Here is a 15495-nt window from a genome sequence, read left to right as displayed (position 1 = left end):
TCTCGCGGCGGCCCGTGCGGGGTGGGATCGTTGCGGCGACCGGCCTCAGTGCGGGCGGCCGACCTCGTAGGTGCCGTCGGTGTCGGTGATGGTGACCGACACGGACTTCTGTGTGCTGCCGATCTTCACGAGGCAGTCGAAGCTCGCGTCGACCGTGACGGTCTGGCCCGCGGGGCAGCGGACGTCGCGGACGTCGTCCATGCCGTAGGAGTCGATGAGGACCAGTTGCACGCCGCGCTGGAGGTCCACCTGGTCCAACAGCTGGGGCGCGGGGTCGACGGCGCGAACCGGCGCGACGGGTGCCGGGGACTGTGCCATCGGCGCCGATGCGGCCGGTGTCCGCACGGGGTTGTCGGCCACCGCGCTCTCGCGGATGTTGACCACCACCAGTCCGGCGATGACACCGGCGATCGCGATGGCGACGGCGCCGATCAGGGCGGCGACGAGCACGGGAAGCCAGCCGCTGTCGGTGAATTCGCCGGTGTCCGGATGTTCGGCGACCGGGTAGGGCTGCGAGGCCCGCGGCGGCCGAGTCGGTGCTGTCATGAACGATCCCTCCCCCCGGGGCAGGGTCGAGACATCGTGTCCGCCTGGGGACTACCCCGGTATGCCCGACGAACAATAGCCGAGCCGCGATCGCCGCACCGCCGGTCCCCCGGAAACTCCGTGTCCGCCTTGCCTATTCCGGACTTTCCGGGCGTTCGGCCCGGGTTAGGCCTCCGGGGTGAACTCGATGCCGATCGTGCCCGCTTTGCCCCTGCGCAGGTTGCTGCCGAGGATGACGAGCGGCCCGAGCAGCCAGTACTTCTTGCGCAGCAATTTGCGCACGCGCTCGGTACCTTCGGCGTCCAGCACCCGGCCCGTGCCCGCGACGACGGCCCCGTGCAGCCGCTTGCCGCTGTAGTCACATGCCTGCACGGTGCACGCGGGATTCCGGCGCAGCCGCTTGACTTTCCAGCTGTCGGTGACCGTCCAGACATACAGCTTGCCGCCGTCGGCGACCGCCCACACCGGCGTGGCGACGGGCGTGCCGTCCTTGCGGTAGGTGGTCAGCTGCACATAGTCGGCGGAGCCTGCCGCACCGAGCGAGTTCGTCATGATCGCAGCGTATCCGCAACGCGGTCACTCGGGCATGTGGTACTCGCCCGACTCGAGCCGCTCCAGCAGACCGTCGGTCCACCGAGTCAAGTTGTCGAAGACGCCGCTCCAGAGCTCCAGCAGATCGGGCATGTGCGGCGCCTCGTAGCGGCCGGGAAAGGTCGGGATCATCGCGATCAGGTCGTCGCGAACGGCGGCCGCGTTGCGCCGCTGCTCCCCCAGTTTCGCGATGACGTGCGCGCGCGGCAGCGCGTCCATGAACGCGATGGCGGCGCCGAGCTCTTCCATGTCGATGCTGACCAGCGCGGCGTCCATGAGCCTGCGGAACTCGGCCTCGCCCGCCTCGGTGAGCTCGAACAGCGTCCGGCCGGGTCCTTGATCGCTGCTCTCGGTGCCGAGCGCGCGCAGTTTCCCTTCCTGCGCCAGCTGTTTGAGCGCGTGATAGATCGAGCCGGGCTTGACGTTCGTCCAGGTTTCGGCGCGCCAGGACAGCAACTCGCGCCGCACCGCGTAACCGTGGGCGGGTTGCCGCGTGCGGATGACCCCCAGGACGAGCAGACGGACGGCCGCCACGCGTTGCTCCCTTCTCCGTGCCGCGACGAACGACCCATGCTACTCAAATTTGACTTCCACCAGCGAACAGCCCTAGCCTGGCGGTACTCAAACTTGACTAGTGCGGTTGCGGAGGAACGACTCATGGACGACTTCCCGGTTCCGGTGCTGTGGACCGCGTCGCCGGCCACCACCCTCGACTTCTACCGGGCCATCGGCTACACGGTGACCCACGAACAGACCCGCCCCTACGTCTATCTCGCGCTCGAATTACACGGCTGCCCAGTACATTTCAACTCGCCGCCCAAGGACTTCGAGATACCGGCCGAGCGGGTCGGCTGCCTGGTGATGGTCGACGACGTGGCCGCCCGCCACCGCGAGTTCACCGCCGCATTGCGCGCCGCCTTCGGCAAGGTGGCCGCCAAGGGCCGTCCGCGCATCACCCGATTCCGTCCGGGACAGAGCCGGTTCACCCTCGTCGACCCCGACGGCAACACCCTGCTGTTCATCCAGCGCGACGAACCACGGAAGCTCGAGTACGGCGGTTCGCCCGAGCTGGCCGATCTGGCGAAGGTTCTCGACAACGCGCGGATCCTGCGCGATTTCAAGAACGACGACAGGGCAGCGGCGCGGGTGCTCGAGGTCGGGCTGGGCCGCTTCGCGGACACGGCCGCGCCGGTGGAAAGAGCGCGGGCGCTGGCCATGCTCGCCGAGATCGCCGTCGCCGCGGAAGATCCCGAGCGCGCCGCCCGGTACCGCGACGAGGTGCGCGCGCTGAATCTTTCGGCCGAGGATCGCGCCGCGGTGGCCGCCGAACTCGGCGCGAGCTCCGATCTGGAGCGGTGGCTGACCGAGACGCGGTGAGCCGGAACGCTCGTCGTCAGGCGGCTCGGGTGAGCACCTGCGGTCCGTCGGCGGTGATGGCGACGGTGTGCTCGGAGTGCGCGGTGCGCGAGCCGTCGGCGGAGCGGATGGTCCAGCCGTCGGCGTCGGTGTAGATGCGGTCGGTGGTGCGGGCGAACCACGGCTCGATGGCGAGGGTGAGCCCGGGCCGCAGCCGATACCCGCGACCGGCCCGGCCCGCGTTCGGCACGTGCGGGTCCTCGTGCATGGTGCGCCCGAGGCCGTGCCCGCCGAACTCGGTGTTGACCGGGAAGCCGTAGGAGCGGGCAACGTCCTCGATGGCCGCGGAGAGATCGCCGATGCGGTTGCCGGGCAGCGCGACCGCGATGGCGGCGGCGAGCGCTTCCTCGGTGGCGCGCACCAGCTTCCGGTCCGCCTCCGCCGCCGTGCCGACGATCACCGTGATGGCCGAATCGGCCACCCACCCGTCGACGCCGACCGCCAGGTCGATGCTCAGCACATCACCGTCGCGCAAGGCGTAGTCGAACGGAAGACCGTGCAGCACGGCGTCGTTCACCGAAAGGCACACCGTGTTGCGGAACGGGCCGCGCCCGAAGGACGGCGCGTAATCCCAATAGCACGACACCGCACCGCGTTCCTTGATGCGTTCGCGCACATAGGCTTCCAGGTCCAGCAGGTTGACCCCGACGCACGCCCTGGTGCGCAACTCGGTGAGCACGTCCGCGACGAACTCCCCTGCCACTCGCATCCGAGCGATCTCCGCGGGCGACTTCAACTCCACCATTCCCGACCTCCACTGCGCCGAATCCCACCGGCGAGCACCCACCCGACCGGTATTTTTATACCAGCCTAGCGTCGGCGGTATTTAAATACCAATCACGCGCGAGAACGCGCCGCGCCCGGCTTTCTCCGGACGCGGCGGCACTCGGAAGACACACACGCGCCGGATCGCTCCGGCGGCGGCGCTACTCCGCGTCGTCCTCGCCCTGCTCCTTGGCGCGCAGAGCCTCCGCCAGCTCGGCGCGCAGCCGCTCGGCCGCCTGGCGATCGTTGCAGTCCTCGGCCGTGGTGATGTCCTGACGAAGCTGGGCGATCGTGTCGCGGGAAACCATGAATCCTCCCTCTCGCTCTCGCGGCGTTGTCATTCCACTCGGGGGGTGTCCGGTTTCCCCGCGGGGAAACCCCGCCCCGCACGCGAGATTTCGGGGCACGACCGGGTAATCGACCCGTGAGCGGCGCCACACAGAATCGGTGAACAGTCGTACTCTGACAGTGGATGGACGGCGTCGCGCGCGGCACCCTCCCCACGCGCGCGACGCCCCGCTCCCGCACCGCCGGAATGGGCCCCGAGCTGCACACCGTCGAGGTATCGGCGCAAGCACACCACACCGTGGACAGTGTGTGCTACTTTACGTAACATTAATAGGCGACGAGTGTAAACTCAGCGGACTTGGAGGTTTTCGTGTCCGGCACGATCCACGAAGCGATAGGGCAAATCGCCGCGCAGGGCACCGAGGGCGGCGGCGCGGCACTCGACCAGGTGGCGATCATGACGGGCTCCGCGGGCCTGATCGCGTTGGCGCTGATGTGGGTCGGTTATCTGCACCGGACGCGGCGCATCACCTGGCTCGGCGCCACGGCCGACCGGATCGGCGCCGTCTTCAACCGGCCCGGCTGGGTGGCACTGCCCATCGTGATGTTCCTGGCCACCATCCTCACCGCGCTGCTCGGCTTCATCTGGGACGTCAGCCTGCACGTCGGCAACGGCCGCGACGAAGGCCCGCTCGCCAACCCGGCGCACTACTTCATCCTCGCCGGGCTGTTCTTCTTGTTCACGGCCGGAATGCTGGCGATCGTGCTGCCTTTGGACGACAAGCCGGGCGAGGCCGCGGTGCGCATCACCCGCAGCTGGTACGCGCCCGTCGGCGGCATCCTCATCGCCGGCGCGGGCCTCTACGCGCTCATCGGCTTTCCGCTCGACGACATCTGGCACCGGATGTTCGGCCAGGACGTCACGCTCTGGGGACCCACGCACCTGATGCTCATCGGCGGCGCGGGACTGTCCCTGGTCGGCGTGCTGCTGCTGGAATTCGAGGGCAGCCGCAATCGGCCCGATCCCGATCGGGCGGACGGCAGGTTGATCTGGACGCTGCGCGCGTTCGCGTTCGGCGGTCTGATCATCGGCCTCTCGGTGTTCCAGGTCGAGTTCGATTTCGGCGTCGAGCAGTTCCGGCTGGTCCTGCAACCGATGCTGATCGTCGCGGCGGCCACCGTCACGCTGGTCGCCGCGCGCGCGACGCTGGGCGCGTTCAGCACCTTCGTCGTGGTCGGGTTCGCGACGGTGGTGCGCGGTGTGGTGGCGTTCCTGGTCGGCGGCCCGCTCATCGACGCGCCGCGCAACGTCTTCCCGCTCTACCTCGGCGCCGCCGTGGTCGTCGAACTGCTGGCCCTGCTTCCGTTGGCGCGTAAGCCGCTGTGGTGGGGTGCGGTGGCCGGCTTCGCGGTGGCGACCGTCGGCGTCTGGCTCGAATCCCTCTGGGTCGAGGCGATGTTCGTCGATCCGTGGCCCTCGGGAATGTGGCCGGAGCTGCTGGCGATGACGGTGCCGACCGGCATCGCGGGCGGTGTCGTCGGCGCGCTGCTCGGCATGGTGCTGCGCGGGGAGCCGCTGCCGCGCCCGCCGGTGCGGCGGGCCATTGTCGTCGCCGCGGTGCTCGTCGTCGCCGCCACCACCGCCAACGGCCTGCTCATCCGCGTCCCGGACGAGGCGAGCGCGACCGTCGCGCTGCGCGATGCCGAGCCTGTCGATGGCGGCCGCATGGTGACCGCCGACGTGCGGCTCGAACCGGCCGATCTGGTCGGCTCCGATCCCGAATGGGTGCAGATCCTGGCCTGGCAGGGCGGCGTCGGGTCGGACAGCCCGGGTCGCGGCCTGGTCGTCGACCAGCTGCGGCGCGTCGGCGACGGCCACTACATCTCGACGAAACCCGTTCCGGCGCACGGCACCTGGAAGACCGTGCTGCGCCTGCAGGACGGCCGCATGCAGACCGCGCTGCCGATCTTCATGCCCGACGATCCCGGCATCGGCGCCGCTGAGGTCGCCGCGCCACCCGAGTTCACCCGCCCGTTCGTCGCCGAGATCACGGTGCTGCAGCGGGAGCGGTCGTTCGACCATCCGGCTTGGCTGTTCGGCGCGGCCTCACTGGTCGTGCTGGTGTGCAGCCTGATCCTGATCGGCGCCCTGTCCTGGGGCGCGGCGCGGATCAACGACCGCTACCCCACCACAGCGCGGACGGACGCGATCGAGCCCGTCGCGGCCGGATGACCGGCGGCGCCGACGGCGTGGACCTGCTGGCGGACCATTCCGTTCTGCTGGCGATCCCCGCCTTCCTTCCCGCGTTCGCCGTGGTGGGCATCATCGTGCTCATCGCGGTGCGCGACCGCCGCGCCGAGCGGCGCGAGAGCGAGCAGAGCGACCGATCCCCTTCGAACAGCGACGAGGAGACCCGATGACCCGCACCTGGCGCTGCGCCGCGCTCGTCTGCGCGGTGGCGGCCGCCGCGCTGGGTTGCGCCACCGAGGACGCCCCCAGCACGCCGCGGCCCGGCGCGAGTTCGCCCGCCGAAGCCGACGCCGTCGTCGTGCGGTTCCGCATCGCGAACGGGTCGGTGAGCCCCGTGAACGAGCGCAGGGAGGCCAAGATCGGGCAGCCGATCGAGCTGGTGGTCGACAGCGACGCCGAGGACGAGCTGCACGTGCACGCCACGCCGGAGCAGACCTTCGCGGTCCGCCCCGAGGCCGGTCAGCGCTTCCAGTTCACGGTGGCGGTGCCGGGACGGGTCGAGATCGAACTGCACCGCGTCCACAAGACCGTCGCCACGGTGGTCGTGCGCCCGTGACGGAGGTTCTCGCGCATGGGATCTCCGGTGCGACCGATCTGCCGATTCCGTTGTCCTACGCGCTGATCGGCGCCGCATGGGCCCTGACGTTCTCCTTCGCCGTGCTGGCCTTCGCGTGGCGCGAGCCGCGACTCGATCCGGACTCGCCGGGCGTCGCACTGCCCGCGTTCGCGCGCGCCGTGATCGATTCCACGGCGGTGCGGACGGTGCTCGCGGCGCTCGGGCTGCTCGGGGCGATCGCGGTCCTCGCGGTCGGCTTCTTCGGCGCGACCGAGCCTGCGGACAATCCGGTGCCGGGGATCGTCTACATCTATCTGTGGGTCGGGGTGATGGTGGCCTCGCTCGTGCTGGGGCCGGTGTGGAAGATCGTCTCCCCGGTGCGCGCGCTGCACCGTCTCGGCTGCCGGATCGCGGGGCGTGCGCCGGAGTGCGGGCTGCTGCCCTATCCGGAATCGTGGGGTTACCTACCCGCGGCGCTGGGGCTGTTCTCGTTCGTGTGGCTGGAATTGGCGTATCCCGAACCGGGTTCGGTGCTCGCGGTGACGCTGTGGTTTCTCGGCTATCTGGTCGTCAGTACGGTCGGGCTGGTGGTTTTCGGTACGGCGTGGGCCGAACACGGCGACCCCTTGGAGGTGTACAGCAGTCTGCTGGCACGTCTGAGTCCGTACGCGCGGCGCGATACCGGGATCCCGGTGCTGCGATGGCCGCTCGACAATCTCGCGGGCACGCCCGCGCTCGTCGGCTCGGTCGCGGTGGCGGCGACGCTGCTGGGATCGACTGCGTTCGACAGCTTTTCGATGTTCGCCAGTTGGCGTGACTTCCTCGACCGCGCGGGCGGTGACTCCACCCCGCTGGCCACCCTGCTGCGCACCGCGGGGTTGCTCGGCTTTATCGCCATTGTCGGCGGTGTCTTCCGGCTGGCCGCCCGCGCGACCGGCGGCGTCACCGAGGCGGAGCGTGCGCTGCTGCCGATCCGGCTCGCGCACAGCCTCACCCCGATCGTGGCCGGCTACCTGATCGCGCACTACCTCAGCTTCTTGGTCGAGAAGGGGCAGGCGACGCTGATCCTGTGCGCCGACCCGTTCCAGCGCGGCTGGAACATCCTGTGGCTGGCCGACTTCGACGTGCACTACATCCTGTCCACCCATCCCGCCGTGCTGGCCGGCCTCAAGGTCCTGGCCGTCCTCACCGGTCACATCCTCGGCGTCACCGCCGCACACGACCGCTGCCTACGCCTCCTCCCGCCCGCGCACCGGCTGACCGGCCAGTTGGCGCTGATGCTGACCATGGTCGGCTACACCTTCACCGGGCTGTACCTGTTGTTCGAGGCCTGACCGATGATTTGCGGTATTTAAATACCGACCCTACCCTGGGTCGCATGGTCCGCCTGCCGCTGACACCCGCCCAGATCGAGGCGGGTCGCCGCCTGGGCGCTCGACTGCGCGCGGCGCGTGGCGAGCGCGAACTCACCGAGGTCGCCACCGCCGCCGGGATCTCGCCGGAGACGCTGCGCAAGATCGAGACCGGCCGCCTGCCGTCGCCCGCCTTCGGCACGGTCGTGGCACTGAGCCAGGCGCTCGGCCTCCCGCTCCAGGAACTGGCCGACACCTGGCGCTCCGCCGGGCTCGCCGAATCCGCCTGACGCTACCGCCCGGGTTTCCTTCCCGCGGATACGTCAATAAACTCCAATTCGTGACGAATCTGCGGATCAGTGAAGCGGCCGCCCTGATGGGTGTCAGCGACGACACCGTGCGGCGGTGGATCGATCAGGGCAGGCTGCCCGCGATCCAGCTCGACAACGGCCGCAAGGGCGTCGACGGACGCGATCTGGCGCAGTTCCTGCGCGCCAACGCCGAGGCGCCCGCGCCGGGCGTGACGGTGGCGGCGTCCGCGCGCAACCGCATGCGCGGCATCGTGACGCGCATCGTCAAGGACACGGTGATGGCTCAGGTCGAGATGCAGGCCGGACCGTTCCGGCTGGTGTCGCTGCTGAGCCGCGAATCGGTGGACGAGCTCGGGCTCGAGGTCGGCAGTGTCGCCGTCGCGTCGGTGAAGTCCACGCACGTCGTCGTGGAAATTCCGGAAACGTGATCATCGCCGCGCGGCGACGGGCGGTGCGCGGGCGGCGACCGTTGATCCTCGTGCTGCCCGCGGTGTGCGGGTTGGTCTTCCTGGTCGCGCCGTTGGTCGGGCTCGCGGTGCGGGCGCCGTGGGCGACCATGCCGGAACGCCTGTTCAGCGCGGAAGTCGCCGAGGCGCTTCGCCTTTCGCTGGTGTGCGCGAGCCTGGCCACTCTGGTCTGCCTGGCGCTCGGCATTCCGCTGGCCTGGCTGCTGGCGCGCGGCGACGTGCCAGGCCGCGGCCTGATGCGGGCGCTGGTCACCGTGCCGCTGGTGTTGCCGCCGGTGGTCGGCGGTGTCGCGCTGCTACTGGTGCTGGGTCGGCGTGGGCTGGTCGGTCAGTACCTGTACGACTGGTTCGGCGTCTCGTTGCCGTTCACCACGGCGGGTGTGGTGGTGGCCGAGGCCTTCGTGGCGATGCCGTTCCTGGTCATCTCGGTGGAAGGCGCGCTGCGGGCCGCGGATCCGCGGTTCGAGGAGGCCGCCGCCACCCTCGGGGCCTCCCGCTGGTACGCCTTCCGCCGCGTCACCCTGCCGTCCGTGCTGCCCGGCGTCGTCGCGGGCGCGGTGCTCTGCTGGGCCCGCGCGCTCGGCGAGTTCGGAGCGACCATCACGTTCGCGGGCAACTTCCCCGGCGAGACCACCACCATGCCGCTAGCGGTGTATCTGGCGCTGGAGACGGATCCGGACGCCGCGATCGTGCTCAGCCTGGTGCTGCTGCTCGTCTCGGTGGCCGTGCTGGTCGCGTTGCGGGAGCGATGGATTCGGGGCGCGCTGTGACACTGGATGCCGAGATACGCGTCCCCCGAGGCCCATTCACCCTCGACCTTGCGCTGACGACCGAACCGGGCGAGGTGGTGGCGCTGCTCGGCCCGAACGGCGCGGGCAAGACCACCGCGTTGCGGGCGTTGGCGGGCCTGCTCGCGGTGACCGAGGGACGGGTGCGACTCGGCGAAGAGACCTGGGACGCACCGCCTTCGGTGTTCGTGCCCGCCGAGCACCGCGAGGTCGGCGTGGTCTTCCAGGACTATCTGCTCTTCGGGCACCTCTCCGCGTTGGACAACGTCGCCTTCGGGCTGCGCGCCCGCGGCCATCGGCGCGCCGTGGCCCGCGAGCGCGCCGCCGAATGGCTCGATCGGGTCGGTCTTTCCGAGCACGCGCACCGCAAACCCCGCGCGTTGTCCGGCGGGCAAGCCCAGCGCGTCGCGCTGGCCCGCGCGCTGGTCACCGAGCCGCGGCTGCTGCTGCTGGACGAACCTCTCGCCGCGCTCGACGCGAGCACCAGGCTTCAGGTGCGCTCCGATCTGGCCCATCACCTGCGCGACTATCCGGGCCACACGGTGCTCGTCACCCACGATCCGCTCGACGCGATGGTGCTCGCCGACCGGCTCGTCATCCTGGAACACGGCCGCGTCGTGCAGCAAGGCGCGCCCGCAGAGGTCGCCCGGCAACCCCGTTCGGACTACGTGGCGAACCTGGTGGGGCTCAACCTGTATCGCGGCGCCGCCCGCGGCGGCTTGGTCGACCTCGACGAGGGCGGCGTCCTCACCATCGCCGAGCCCGCCGACGGCCGGGTGCACGTCGCCTTTCCGCCGAACGCCGTCAGCCTGCATTTGGCGCACCCAGAAGGCAGCCCGCGCAACATGTGGCCGGTCACCATCACCGGCATCGAACAACACGCCCACACCACGCGCGTCCGCCTCGACGGCCGCCCGCCCGTGCTCGCCGACATCACCCCGGCCACGGTCGCCGAACTCCGTCTGCGGCCCGGGATGGAATTGTGGGCGGCGGTGAAGGCGACCGAGGTACGCAGCTATCCGGCCTGACCCGCGTGATGGTCGCCGCCTCGGACGCCGAACTTCGCCCGTAGCCCGAGCCGTGACCGTGGGCGGCGGTCGAATGCGAACGGGTCCGATCTATCCAAGTCGATCTCTGCGGGCGCGGGCGCTGACGATCGGCCGCGTCGAGCTAGTCCAGATCTATGCGGATCGTGAGCATCGGCCCGCCGCGGGCGAGTCGCCGGAGCAGGATTCCGTCGAGCCGGTAGAACGGCCGTCCCCGGCCCAGCCGACGGTGGCGGGCGGCCGCGTCGTCATCGTCGAGGAAGGTCGCGGTGCCGGTCCGCCACCGCAGCCGCACACCGTCGCGCAGCTTGGCGGGCCGAGCGCGGACTCGGACCCGGGGATTCGCCCGGATATTGCGCACGTACTGCGCCTCGTGACCCAATCCGGCGATCAGCCAGAAGACATCGCCGTCCAAACCGTTGGCCACCGGCACGCGACGGGGCTGCCCGGTCCGCCGGCCGACGGTCTCCACCAGCGCGTACGTGGGCGGTCCGAACCAATTGATCGTGGCCGCCATCAGGGGATTCCACAGCCGGATCAGAACCCGTTCGTATCGCTTCAGACCGCTCATCGAATCCCCACCGCCCTGGCTTTCGATTCACGGTACCCGTGAGCGCACGGCACGAGGAGAACACCGGCGTCCGGCATGCGCGCGGCCATGGCGGCTGGACCACATGAGCACCCGCGCTCATGGCGGGCGCGACGATCGACTCGTTCACCAGCTGTTTGCTTGCTTATCGGTATAGATGTCCATCAATATAGGCCTATGTCGAAGTCGGAACTCCCCTTGATGCCGGTGCAGCCCTGCTCGGCAGCGCCGATCGTTCGCGAGCCGCTGTCCGGCCAGGCGGCGGCCGAGTTGGCGGGCGTGTTCAAGGCGTTGTCGGATCCGATTCGGCTGCGGTTGCTCAGCGCCATCGCCGCCCGCGCGGGGCAGGAGGCGTGCGTCTGCGAGTTGTCCGAAGGCATCGATCTGACCCAGCCGACGATCTCCCATCACCTGAAGGTGCTGCGCGAGGCGGGGCTGCTCACCAGCGAACGCCGCGCCTCGTGGGTGTACTACCGTGTGGTTCCCGAAGCGCTGCAACGGCTTTCGCAGGTCCTGCTGGTCGAGAGTGGCGCGACCGGAGTGCTGGCGTGAGCGTCGAGACCGCCACCCGAGCCGGTGTCGCGGGCAAGCTGTCCACCCTGGACCGGTATCTGCCGGTGTGGATCGGTGTCGCGATGGCCGCCGGGCTGCTGCTCGGGCGAATGCTGCCGGGGCTCGGTGATGCGTTGGGCGCCGTACAGGTCGACGGCATCTCGCTGCCGATCGCGATCGGCTTGTTGATCATGATGTACCCGGTGCTCGCGAAGGTGCGCTACGACCGCCTCGACAGCGTCACCGGCGACCGCGGGCTGCTGCTCGGTTCGCTGGCATTGAACTGGGTACTCGGCCCGGCGTTGATGTTCGCCCTCGCGTGGCTGCTGCTTCCGGATCTCCCCGAGTATCGGACCGGTTTGATCATCGTCGGGTTGGCGCGCTGCATCGCGATGGTCGTCATCTGGAACGACCTCGCGTGCGGCGACCGCGAAGCGGCCGCGGTGCTCGTCGCGCTGAACTCGCTGTTCCAGGTGATCATGTTCGCGGCGCTGGGCTGGTTCTATCTGTCCGTGCTGCCGGGCTGGCTCGGCCTGGAACGAACGACCATCGAGACGTCTCCGTGGCAGATCGCGAAATCGGTGCTGATCTTCCTCGGCATTCCGCTGCTCGCGGGATACCTCACCCGCCGCCTCGGCGAACGCGCGAAAGGCCGCGACTACTACGAGTCGACGATGCTGCCGAGGATCGGGCCGTGGGCGCTGTACGGACTGCTGTTCACGATCGTGATCCTGTTCGCTCTGCAAGGCGCGCAGATCACCGCTCGGCCGCTCGACGTGGTGCGCATCGCGATTCCGCTGCTGGCCTACTTCGCGGTCATGTGGGGCGGCGGCTACCTGCTCGGCGCCGTGCTCGGCCTCGGCTACGAGCGCACCACCACCCTCGCTTTCACGGCCGCGGGCAACAACTTCGAACTCGCCATCGCCGTCGCGATCGCCACCTACGGCGCGAGCTCCGGGCAGGCCCTCGCGGGGGTCGTCGGCCCGCTGATCGAGGTTCCGGTGCTCGTCGGCCTCGTCTATGTGTCGCTGGCACTGCGCGACCGCTTCCCTTCCAGCACCGCGGCGCGCGACCCGCTCGCCTGAACCGCGTCATCGAAACGAAAGGCCCACTCCCCCATGGTTGCCAAGCCCAGCGTCCTGTTCGTCTGCGTGCACAACGCCGGACGCTCCCAGATGGCGGCCGGATTCTTGACGCACCTGGCCGGTGCCGACATCGAGGTCCGCTCCGCGGGCAGCGCGCCCGCCGAATCGATCAACCCCGCCGCCGTCGAGGCGATGGCCGAGCTCGGCATCGACATCTCCGACCAGCGGCCGAAGATACTCACGTTCGACGCGGTGGAGACCTCGACCGTGGTCGTCACCATGGGCTGCGGCGACACCTGCCCGGTGTTCCCCGGCGTGAGCTACCGCGACTGGATTCTCGACGACCCGGCGGGCATGGGCGTGGAGGCCGTGCGGCCCATCCGGGACGAAATTCGTAGGCGTGTCGAGGAACTCGTCGCGGAACTGCTGCCCACACGTTCTCGCTTCCACTGAGCGACATATCCGGAAAGCCTCGGCGGCCCGACGCTCAGCTGGGAACGATCAGATCGCACGCGTCGTAAGCCTTCTCGCGTGTCCCGGACTCGAGCACCGAGGACCGATAGACCTCCCACTCGGCGAGCTTGGACGCGTCACGATCGGCGCCGCGCGCGACCATCCGGGCCCGGATCCGCTCGGCGGGCGTATCCAGCCAGACCGTGACGATCGGGATCGACGGCGCCGACTCCGGGTAGGTGCGCATGTGCTCGCCCAGCGTGCGCCCCGCGGCGTGCGCGGCCCGGATGGTGGACAGGAACGGCGCGTCGAGCACGACCGGTGCCGCGGCGGCGACGGTCAATCCCGTACGGATGAGTCCTTCGTACAGGCCGGGGGCGATCAGCGCGCGATAGACGTCGGAATCGCGGTCGTTGCGATCGCCGGTCAACGCCTCGATCACCGCTTCCTCCAGACGCGGCACGAAGCGATCCTTGTCCAGCACGACGGCGCCGGTCAGCTCGCGCACATACGCCGCGGCCGTCGACTTCCCGGAGGCGGGAAAACCGCAGAGCAGCACCAGCCCGCGGGAGCCGAGCGCGTCGGCCACCCCGCGCAACCGTTCCCGCACGCCCGTCGCCACCCGATCCCGGTCCTCCAGCACCGCTCCAGTCCACCACATCCGCCGCACGTTCGACCCGCGCTCCAGCCCGCCGGTCGGCGGCGATCGGCTCGAAGACCCGTCCTCGGGGCCGATCGACCGCGACAATTCAGACCGCGGCGGCCGCGGTCCCGGCGACGACCTCCCCGATCCACGGCAGCACGGCGTCGCGCACCCGCACCGTGCGCGGCAGCAGCCCGTTGGCCGCGAGCAGGTCGGCCGCGCGCTGCTGTTCGTCGAGGAACGCGTCGGTGACCGGCCGTACCCCGAACGGCCTGCCGCGCAGCGCGGCCTCCCACGCGTCGAGGTCGGCGGACCCGCCGCGGGCGACCGCGTCGTCGACGAAGTACTGCGCCGCCGCGCGCGGGTTGGCGGTGATCCACGCGTCCGATTCCTGGAGTGCCGCGACGATGGATTCCAGTGCGGCCCGGTTGTTCTCGGCGAAGTCGCGGCGGGTGAACCACAGCGAGGGGTGGCTGAACAGCGGTTCGGTGTCGATCAGCGTATGCAGTTCGGTGGCGGCCTCCACGGCGGTGAGACCGGGATACGCGCCCACCCAGGCGTCGAGTGAGCCGTCGAGCAGCGCGGTTCCGCCGTCGCGGACGTCGGTATCGATCGGCTCGACATCCGACCAGCGCAGGCCCGCTCGATCCAGCGCGAACAGCAGCAGAGTGGTCTGCCAGGAGCCGTGCGCTATACCGACGCGTTTGCCCTTCAGATCGGTGGGCGTGCGAATGCCGCTGTCCGCCTTGGTCACCAGCCTGCCGTTCTCCACGCGCGGACCCGAGATACCGACGTAGACGAGGTCGCGCCCGTTGGCGAGCCCGGTGACGGGCGGGGTGAAGCCGGTGCCGATGAAGTCGTAGCCGCCCTCGGTGAAGAGCCAGTCCGAGTGCAGCGACGGCAGCCCGGTCTTCGGGTCGACGCGCTCGGGCTGCGGCAGGTCGCGCAGGTCCACCCATTCCACCTCGGGCACGCGACGTTCGAGTATGCCGCGGTGCCGCAGCACGAACAGGGAATTGTTGTGCGGAAAGTAGCCGACACGAATGGTCACTGGAGTACTCCTGGTCGGGGACGGTCAGATCAGGCCGCGGCGGCGGGCCTCGTCGGCCAGTCCGCTGCGACCCCACTGCACGGCGAGATTGGACGGATCGAATTCGACGGAGCCGCCGAGCGTTTCGGCGATCGCCTGGTACTGCGCGCCCTCCTCCAGCAGCACGACGAACTTGGCCAGCTCGAGCAGACCGGCGCGGCCGATGACATTGGCGCCGCCGTTGGCCTCGAAGATCGCGACCAGGTGCGGGTCGTCGACGAGACGTCGCAGGATGAACTCGCCCGCGCCGATGCTCCGGTCGATGTGCGGCGGGATCTCGCGCGAGAGGGTCAGCCGCTGCGAGGCCGCGTAGCGGATCGGCAGTGTGCGGTGGGTCTGGGCCCAGCCGCCGAGCCACGGGGTGTGGATGTGCACCACGGACGTGATCTCCGGGTGCTCGCGGAAGACCTTCGCGTAGCCGGTGACAAATCCCGCGGATCCGGTGCCGCTGAGCACCTCGCCGTCGAAAGTGGCCACGACCGGCGCGACGGCGCGGTCGTCGGCCCAGGGGCCGGGTTCGTTGAGCGCGACGGCGATCTCCTCGCCCGGCACCCGCTCCACGAAGTTGACGGTGCCGTTGCCGGTGACGGTGCCGGTCTCGCGGAAGACGCGGAACGCCTTCTCGGCGTCCCTGGTCGCGGCGGCGACGAACTCGGTGACGGTCTCGGACAGCCGAGTCTCGGTGGTGGTCATGGTTTCTCCTGTG

The 15495-nt window shown here is 69.9% G+C and carries 21 protein-coding genes; 12 read left to right on the top strand and 9 right to left on the bottom strand.

Going from position 1 to position 15495, the window contains the following annotated elements; translation table 11 throughout:
• Positions 1-45: 45 nt before the first annotated feature.
• From FB390_RS19705 to FB390_RS19695, 3 genes are all read right to left on the bottom strand, one after another.
• A complete protein-coding gene (locus FB390_RS19705) occupies positions 46-546 on the bottom strand; it encodes a DUF4333 domain-containing protein (RefSeq protein ID WP_141810256.1) in 501 nt (166 codons plus the stop codon).
• 165 nt (positions 547-711) lie between these two features.
• A complete protein-coding gene (locus tag FB390_RS19700) occupies positions 712-1098 on the bottom strand; it encodes a PPOX class F420-dependent oxidoreductase (RefSeq protein ID WP_141810255.1) in 387 nt (128 codons plus the stop codon).
• Between the two features lie 24 nt (positions 1099-1122).
• Positions 1123-1671 carry a PadR family transcriptional regulator gene (locus FB390_RS19695; RefSeq protein WP_141810254.1) on the bottom strand — a complete coding sequence of 183 codons (549 nt, stop codon included), beginning with the start codon at positions 1669-1671 and terminating at the stop codon, positions 1123-1125.
• A gap of 123 nt (positions 1672-1794) precedes the next feature.
• Between FB390_RS19695 and FB390_RS19690 the strand changes: the two genes are divergently transcribed.
• A complete protein-coding gene (locus tag FB390_RS19690) occupies positions 1795-2514 on the top strand; it encodes a VOC family protein (protein ID WP_141810253.1) in 720 nt (239 codons plus the stop codon).
• 16 nt (positions 2515-2530) lie between these two features.
• On the opposite strand, the gene map is transcribed toward FB390_RS19690, so the two are convergent.
• Positions 2531-3298 (bottom strand): type I methionyl aminopeptidase, encoded by a 768-nt coding sequence (map, locus tag FB390_RS19685; RefSeq protein WP_141810252.1) that lies wholly within the window; start codon positions 3296-3298, stop codon positions 2531-2533.
• Between the two features lie 181 nt (positions 3299-3479).
• Positions 3480-3626, bottom strand: coding sequence for a hypothetical protein (locus FB390_RS33590; RefSeq protein ID WP_185757093.1), 147 nt, complete (start codon positions 3624-3626; stop codon positions 3480-3482).
• 437 nt (positions 3627-4063) lie between these two features.
• On the opposite strand from FB390_RS33590, the gene FB390_RS19680 reads away from it, so the two are divergent.
• From FB390_RS19680 to FB390_RS19645, 8 genes are read left to right on the top strand one after another with little or no spacing between them, the layout of a single operon-like run.
• On the top strand, positions 4064-5839 hold the full coding sequence (locus tag FB390_RS19680) for a hypothetical protein (RefSeq protein WP_246124323.1): 1776 nt from the start codon (positions 4064-4066) through the stop codon (positions 5837-5839).
• Complete coding sequence (locus FB390_RS19675; protein ID WP_141810250.1) at positions 5836-6027, top strand: hypothetical protein; 192 nt, start codon at positions 5836-5838, stop codon at positions 6025-6027. Before FB390_RS19680 ends, FB390_RS19675 begins: the two co-directional genes overlap by 4 nt.
• Positions 6024-6413 (top strand): hypothetical protein, encoded by a 390-nt coding sequence (locus tag FB390_RS19670; RefSeq protein WP_141810249.1) that lies wholly within the window; start codon positions 6024-6026, stop codon positions 6411-6413. The genes FB390_RS19675 and FB390_RS19670 overlap by 4 nt, the downstream gene beginning before the upstream one ends.
• Positions 6410-7747, top strand: coding sequence for a hypothetical protein (locus tag FB390_RS19665; protein WP_141810248.1), 1338 nt, complete (start codon positions 6410-6412; stop codon positions 7745-7747). Before FB390_RS19670 ends, FB390_RS19665 begins: the two co-directional genes overlap by 4 nt.
• Before the next feature lie 44 nt (positions 7748-7791).
• Entirely contained in the window at positions 7792-8055 is a 264-nt protein-coding gene (locus FB390_RS19660; RefSeq protein ID WP_141810247.1) for a helix-turn-helix transcriptional regulator, read from the top strand.
• 50 nt (positions 8056-8105) lie between these two features.
• On the top strand, positions 8106-8504 hold the full coding sequence (locus tag FB390_RS19655) for a TOBE domain-containing protein (protein ID WP_141810246.1): 399 nt from the start codon (positions 8106-8108) through the stop codon (positions 8502-8504).
• A complete protein-coding gene (modB, locus tag FB390_RS19650) occupies positions 8501-9313 on the top strand; it encodes a molybdate ABC transporter permease subunit (RefSeq protein ID WP_141810245.1) in 813 nt (270 codons plus the stop codon). Before FB390_RS19655 ends, modB begins: the two co-directional genes overlap by 4 nt.
• On the top strand, positions 9310-10359 hold the full coding sequence (locus FB390_RS19645; protein ID WP_141810244.1) for an ABC transporter ATP-binding protein: 1050 nt from the start codon (positions 9310-9312) through the stop codon (positions 10357-10359). Before modB ends, FB390_RS19645 begins: the two co-directional genes overlap by 4 nt.
• Positions 10360-10501: 142 nt before the next feature.
• Here the strand turns inward: FB390_RS19645 and FB390_RS19640 are convergent, their stop codons facing one another.
• Positions 10502-10948, bottom strand: a complete 447-nt coding sequence (locus FB390_RS19640; protein WP_141810243.1) for a nitroreductase/quinone reductase family protein — start codon at positions 10946-10948, stop codon at positions 10502-10504.
• 195 nt (positions 10949-11143) lie between these two features.
• Between FB390_RS19640 and FB390_RS19635 the strand changes: the two genes are divergently transcribed.
• The 3 genes from FB390_RS19635 to FB390_RS19625 are packed head-to-tail and all read left to right on the top strand — an operon-like array spanning position 11144 to position 13056.
• Entirely contained in the window at positions 11144-11518 is a 375-nt protein-coding gene (locus FB390_RS19635) for an ArsR/SmtB family transcription factor (RefSeq protein WP_141810242.1), read from the top strand.
• Positions 11515-12603 carry an ACR3 family arsenite efflux transporter gene (arsB, locus tag FB390_RS19630; protein ID WP_141810241.1) on the top strand — a complete coding sequence of 363 codons (1089 nt, stop codon included), beginning with the start codon at positions 11515-11517 and terminating at the stop codon, positions 12601-12603. Before FB390_RS19635 ends, arsB begins: the two co-directional genes overlap by 4 nt.
• A 33-nt stretch (positions 12604-12636) precedes the next feature.
• A complete protein-coding gene (locus tag FB390_RS19625; protein WP_141810240.1) occupies positions 12637-13056 on the top strand; it encodes an arsenate reductase ArsC in 420 nt (139 codons plus the stop codon).
• A 34-nt stretch (positions 13057-13090) separates the two neighbouring features.
• Here FB390_RS19625 and FB390_RS19620 read toward each other — a convergent pair whose 3' ends face one another.
• The 3 genes from FB390_RS19620 to FB390_RS19610 form a co-directional block, all read right to left on the bottom strand.
• Positions 13091-13717: a P-loop nucleotide/nucleoside kinase family protein gene (locus FB390_RS19620; protein WP_141810239.1), complete on the bottom strand. Its 627-nt coding sequence runs from the start codon at positions 13715-13717 to the stop codon at positions 13091-13093.
• Between the two features lie 88 nt (positions 13718-13805).
• The gene (locus tag FB390_RS19615; protein ID WP_141810238.1) at positions 13806-14750 is read right to left on the bottom strand and encodes an ABC transporter substrate-binding protein; all 945 of its coding nucleotides are present in this window, start codon (positions 14748-14750) and stop codon (positions 13806-13808) included.
• A gap of 24 nt (positions 14751-14774) precedes the next feature.
• Positions 14775-15482, bottom strand: a complete 708-nt coding sequence (locus FB390_RS19610) for a class II aldolase/adducin family protein (protein WP_141810237.1) — start codon at positions 15480-15482, stop codon at positions 14775-14777.
• Positions 15483-15495: the final 13 nt, after the last annotated feature.

Origin of the sequence: Nocardia bhagyanarayanae (assembly GCF_006716565.1) — a bacterium.
Lineage (GTDB): Bacteria > Actinomycetota > Actinomycetes > Mycobacteriales > Mycobacteriaceae > Nocardia > Nocardia bhagyanarayanae.
The sequence above is the reverse complement of the archived record's forward strand: the minus strand, read 5'-3'. Positions and strand labels throughout refer to the sequence as shown.

Coding starts and splice junctions, on each gene's coding strand:
- FB390_RS19705 (WP_141810256.1), bottom strand. CDS start 546: ATGACAGCACCGACTCGGCCGCCGCGGGCCTCGCAGCCCTACCCGGTC.
- FB390_RS19700 (WP_141810255.1), bottom strand. CDS start 1,098: ATGACGAACTCGCTCGGTGCGGCAGGCTCCGCCGACTATGTGCAGCTG.
- FB390_RS19690 (WP_141810253.1), top strand. CDS start 1,795: ATGGACGACTTCCCGGTTCCGGTGCTGTGGACCGCGTCGCCGGCCACC.
- map (WP_141810252.1), bottom strand. CDS start 3,298: ATGGTGGAGTTGAAGTCGCCCGCGGAGATCGCTCGGATGCGAGTGGCA.
- FB390_RS33590 (WP_185757093.1), bottom strand. CDS start 3,626: ATGGTTTCCCGCGACACGATCGCCCAGCTTCGTCAGGACATCACCACG.
- FB390_RS19680 (WP_246124323.1), top strand. CDS start 4,064: ATGACGGGCTCCGCGGGCCTGATCGCGTTGGCGCTGATGTGGGTCGGT.
- FB390_RS19675 (WP_141810250.1), top strand. CDS start 5,836: ATGACCGGCGGCGCCGACGGCGTGGACCTGCTGGCGGACCATTCCGTT.
- FB390_RS19670 (WP_141810249.1), top strand. CDS start 6,024: ATGACCCGCACCTGGCGCTGCGCCGCGCTCGTCTGCGCGGTGGCGGCC.
- FB390_RS19660 (WP_141810247.1), top strand. CDS start 7,792: ATGGTCCGCCTGCCGCTGACACCCGCCCAGATCGAGGCGGGTCGCCGC.
- FB390_RS19640 (WP_141810243.1), bottom strand. CDS start 10,948: ATGAGCGGTCTGAAGCGATACGAACGGGTTCTGATCCGGCTGTGGAAT.
- FB390_RS19635 (WP_141810242.1), top strand. CDS start 11,144: ATGTCGAAGTCGGAACTCCCCTTGATGCCGGTGCAGCCCTGCTCGGCA.
- FB390_RS19625 (WP_141810240.1), top strand. CDS start 12,637: ATGGTTGCCAAGCCCAGCGTCCTGTTCGTCTGCGTGCACAACGCCGGA.
- FB390_RS19620 (WP_141810239.1), bottom strand. CDS start 13,717: ATGTGGTGGACTGGAGCGGTGCTGGAGGACCGGGATCGGGTGGCGACG.
- FB390_RS19610 (WP_141810237.1), bottom strand. CDS start 15,482: ATGACCACCACCGAGACTCGGCTGTCCGAGACCGTCACCGAGTTCGTC.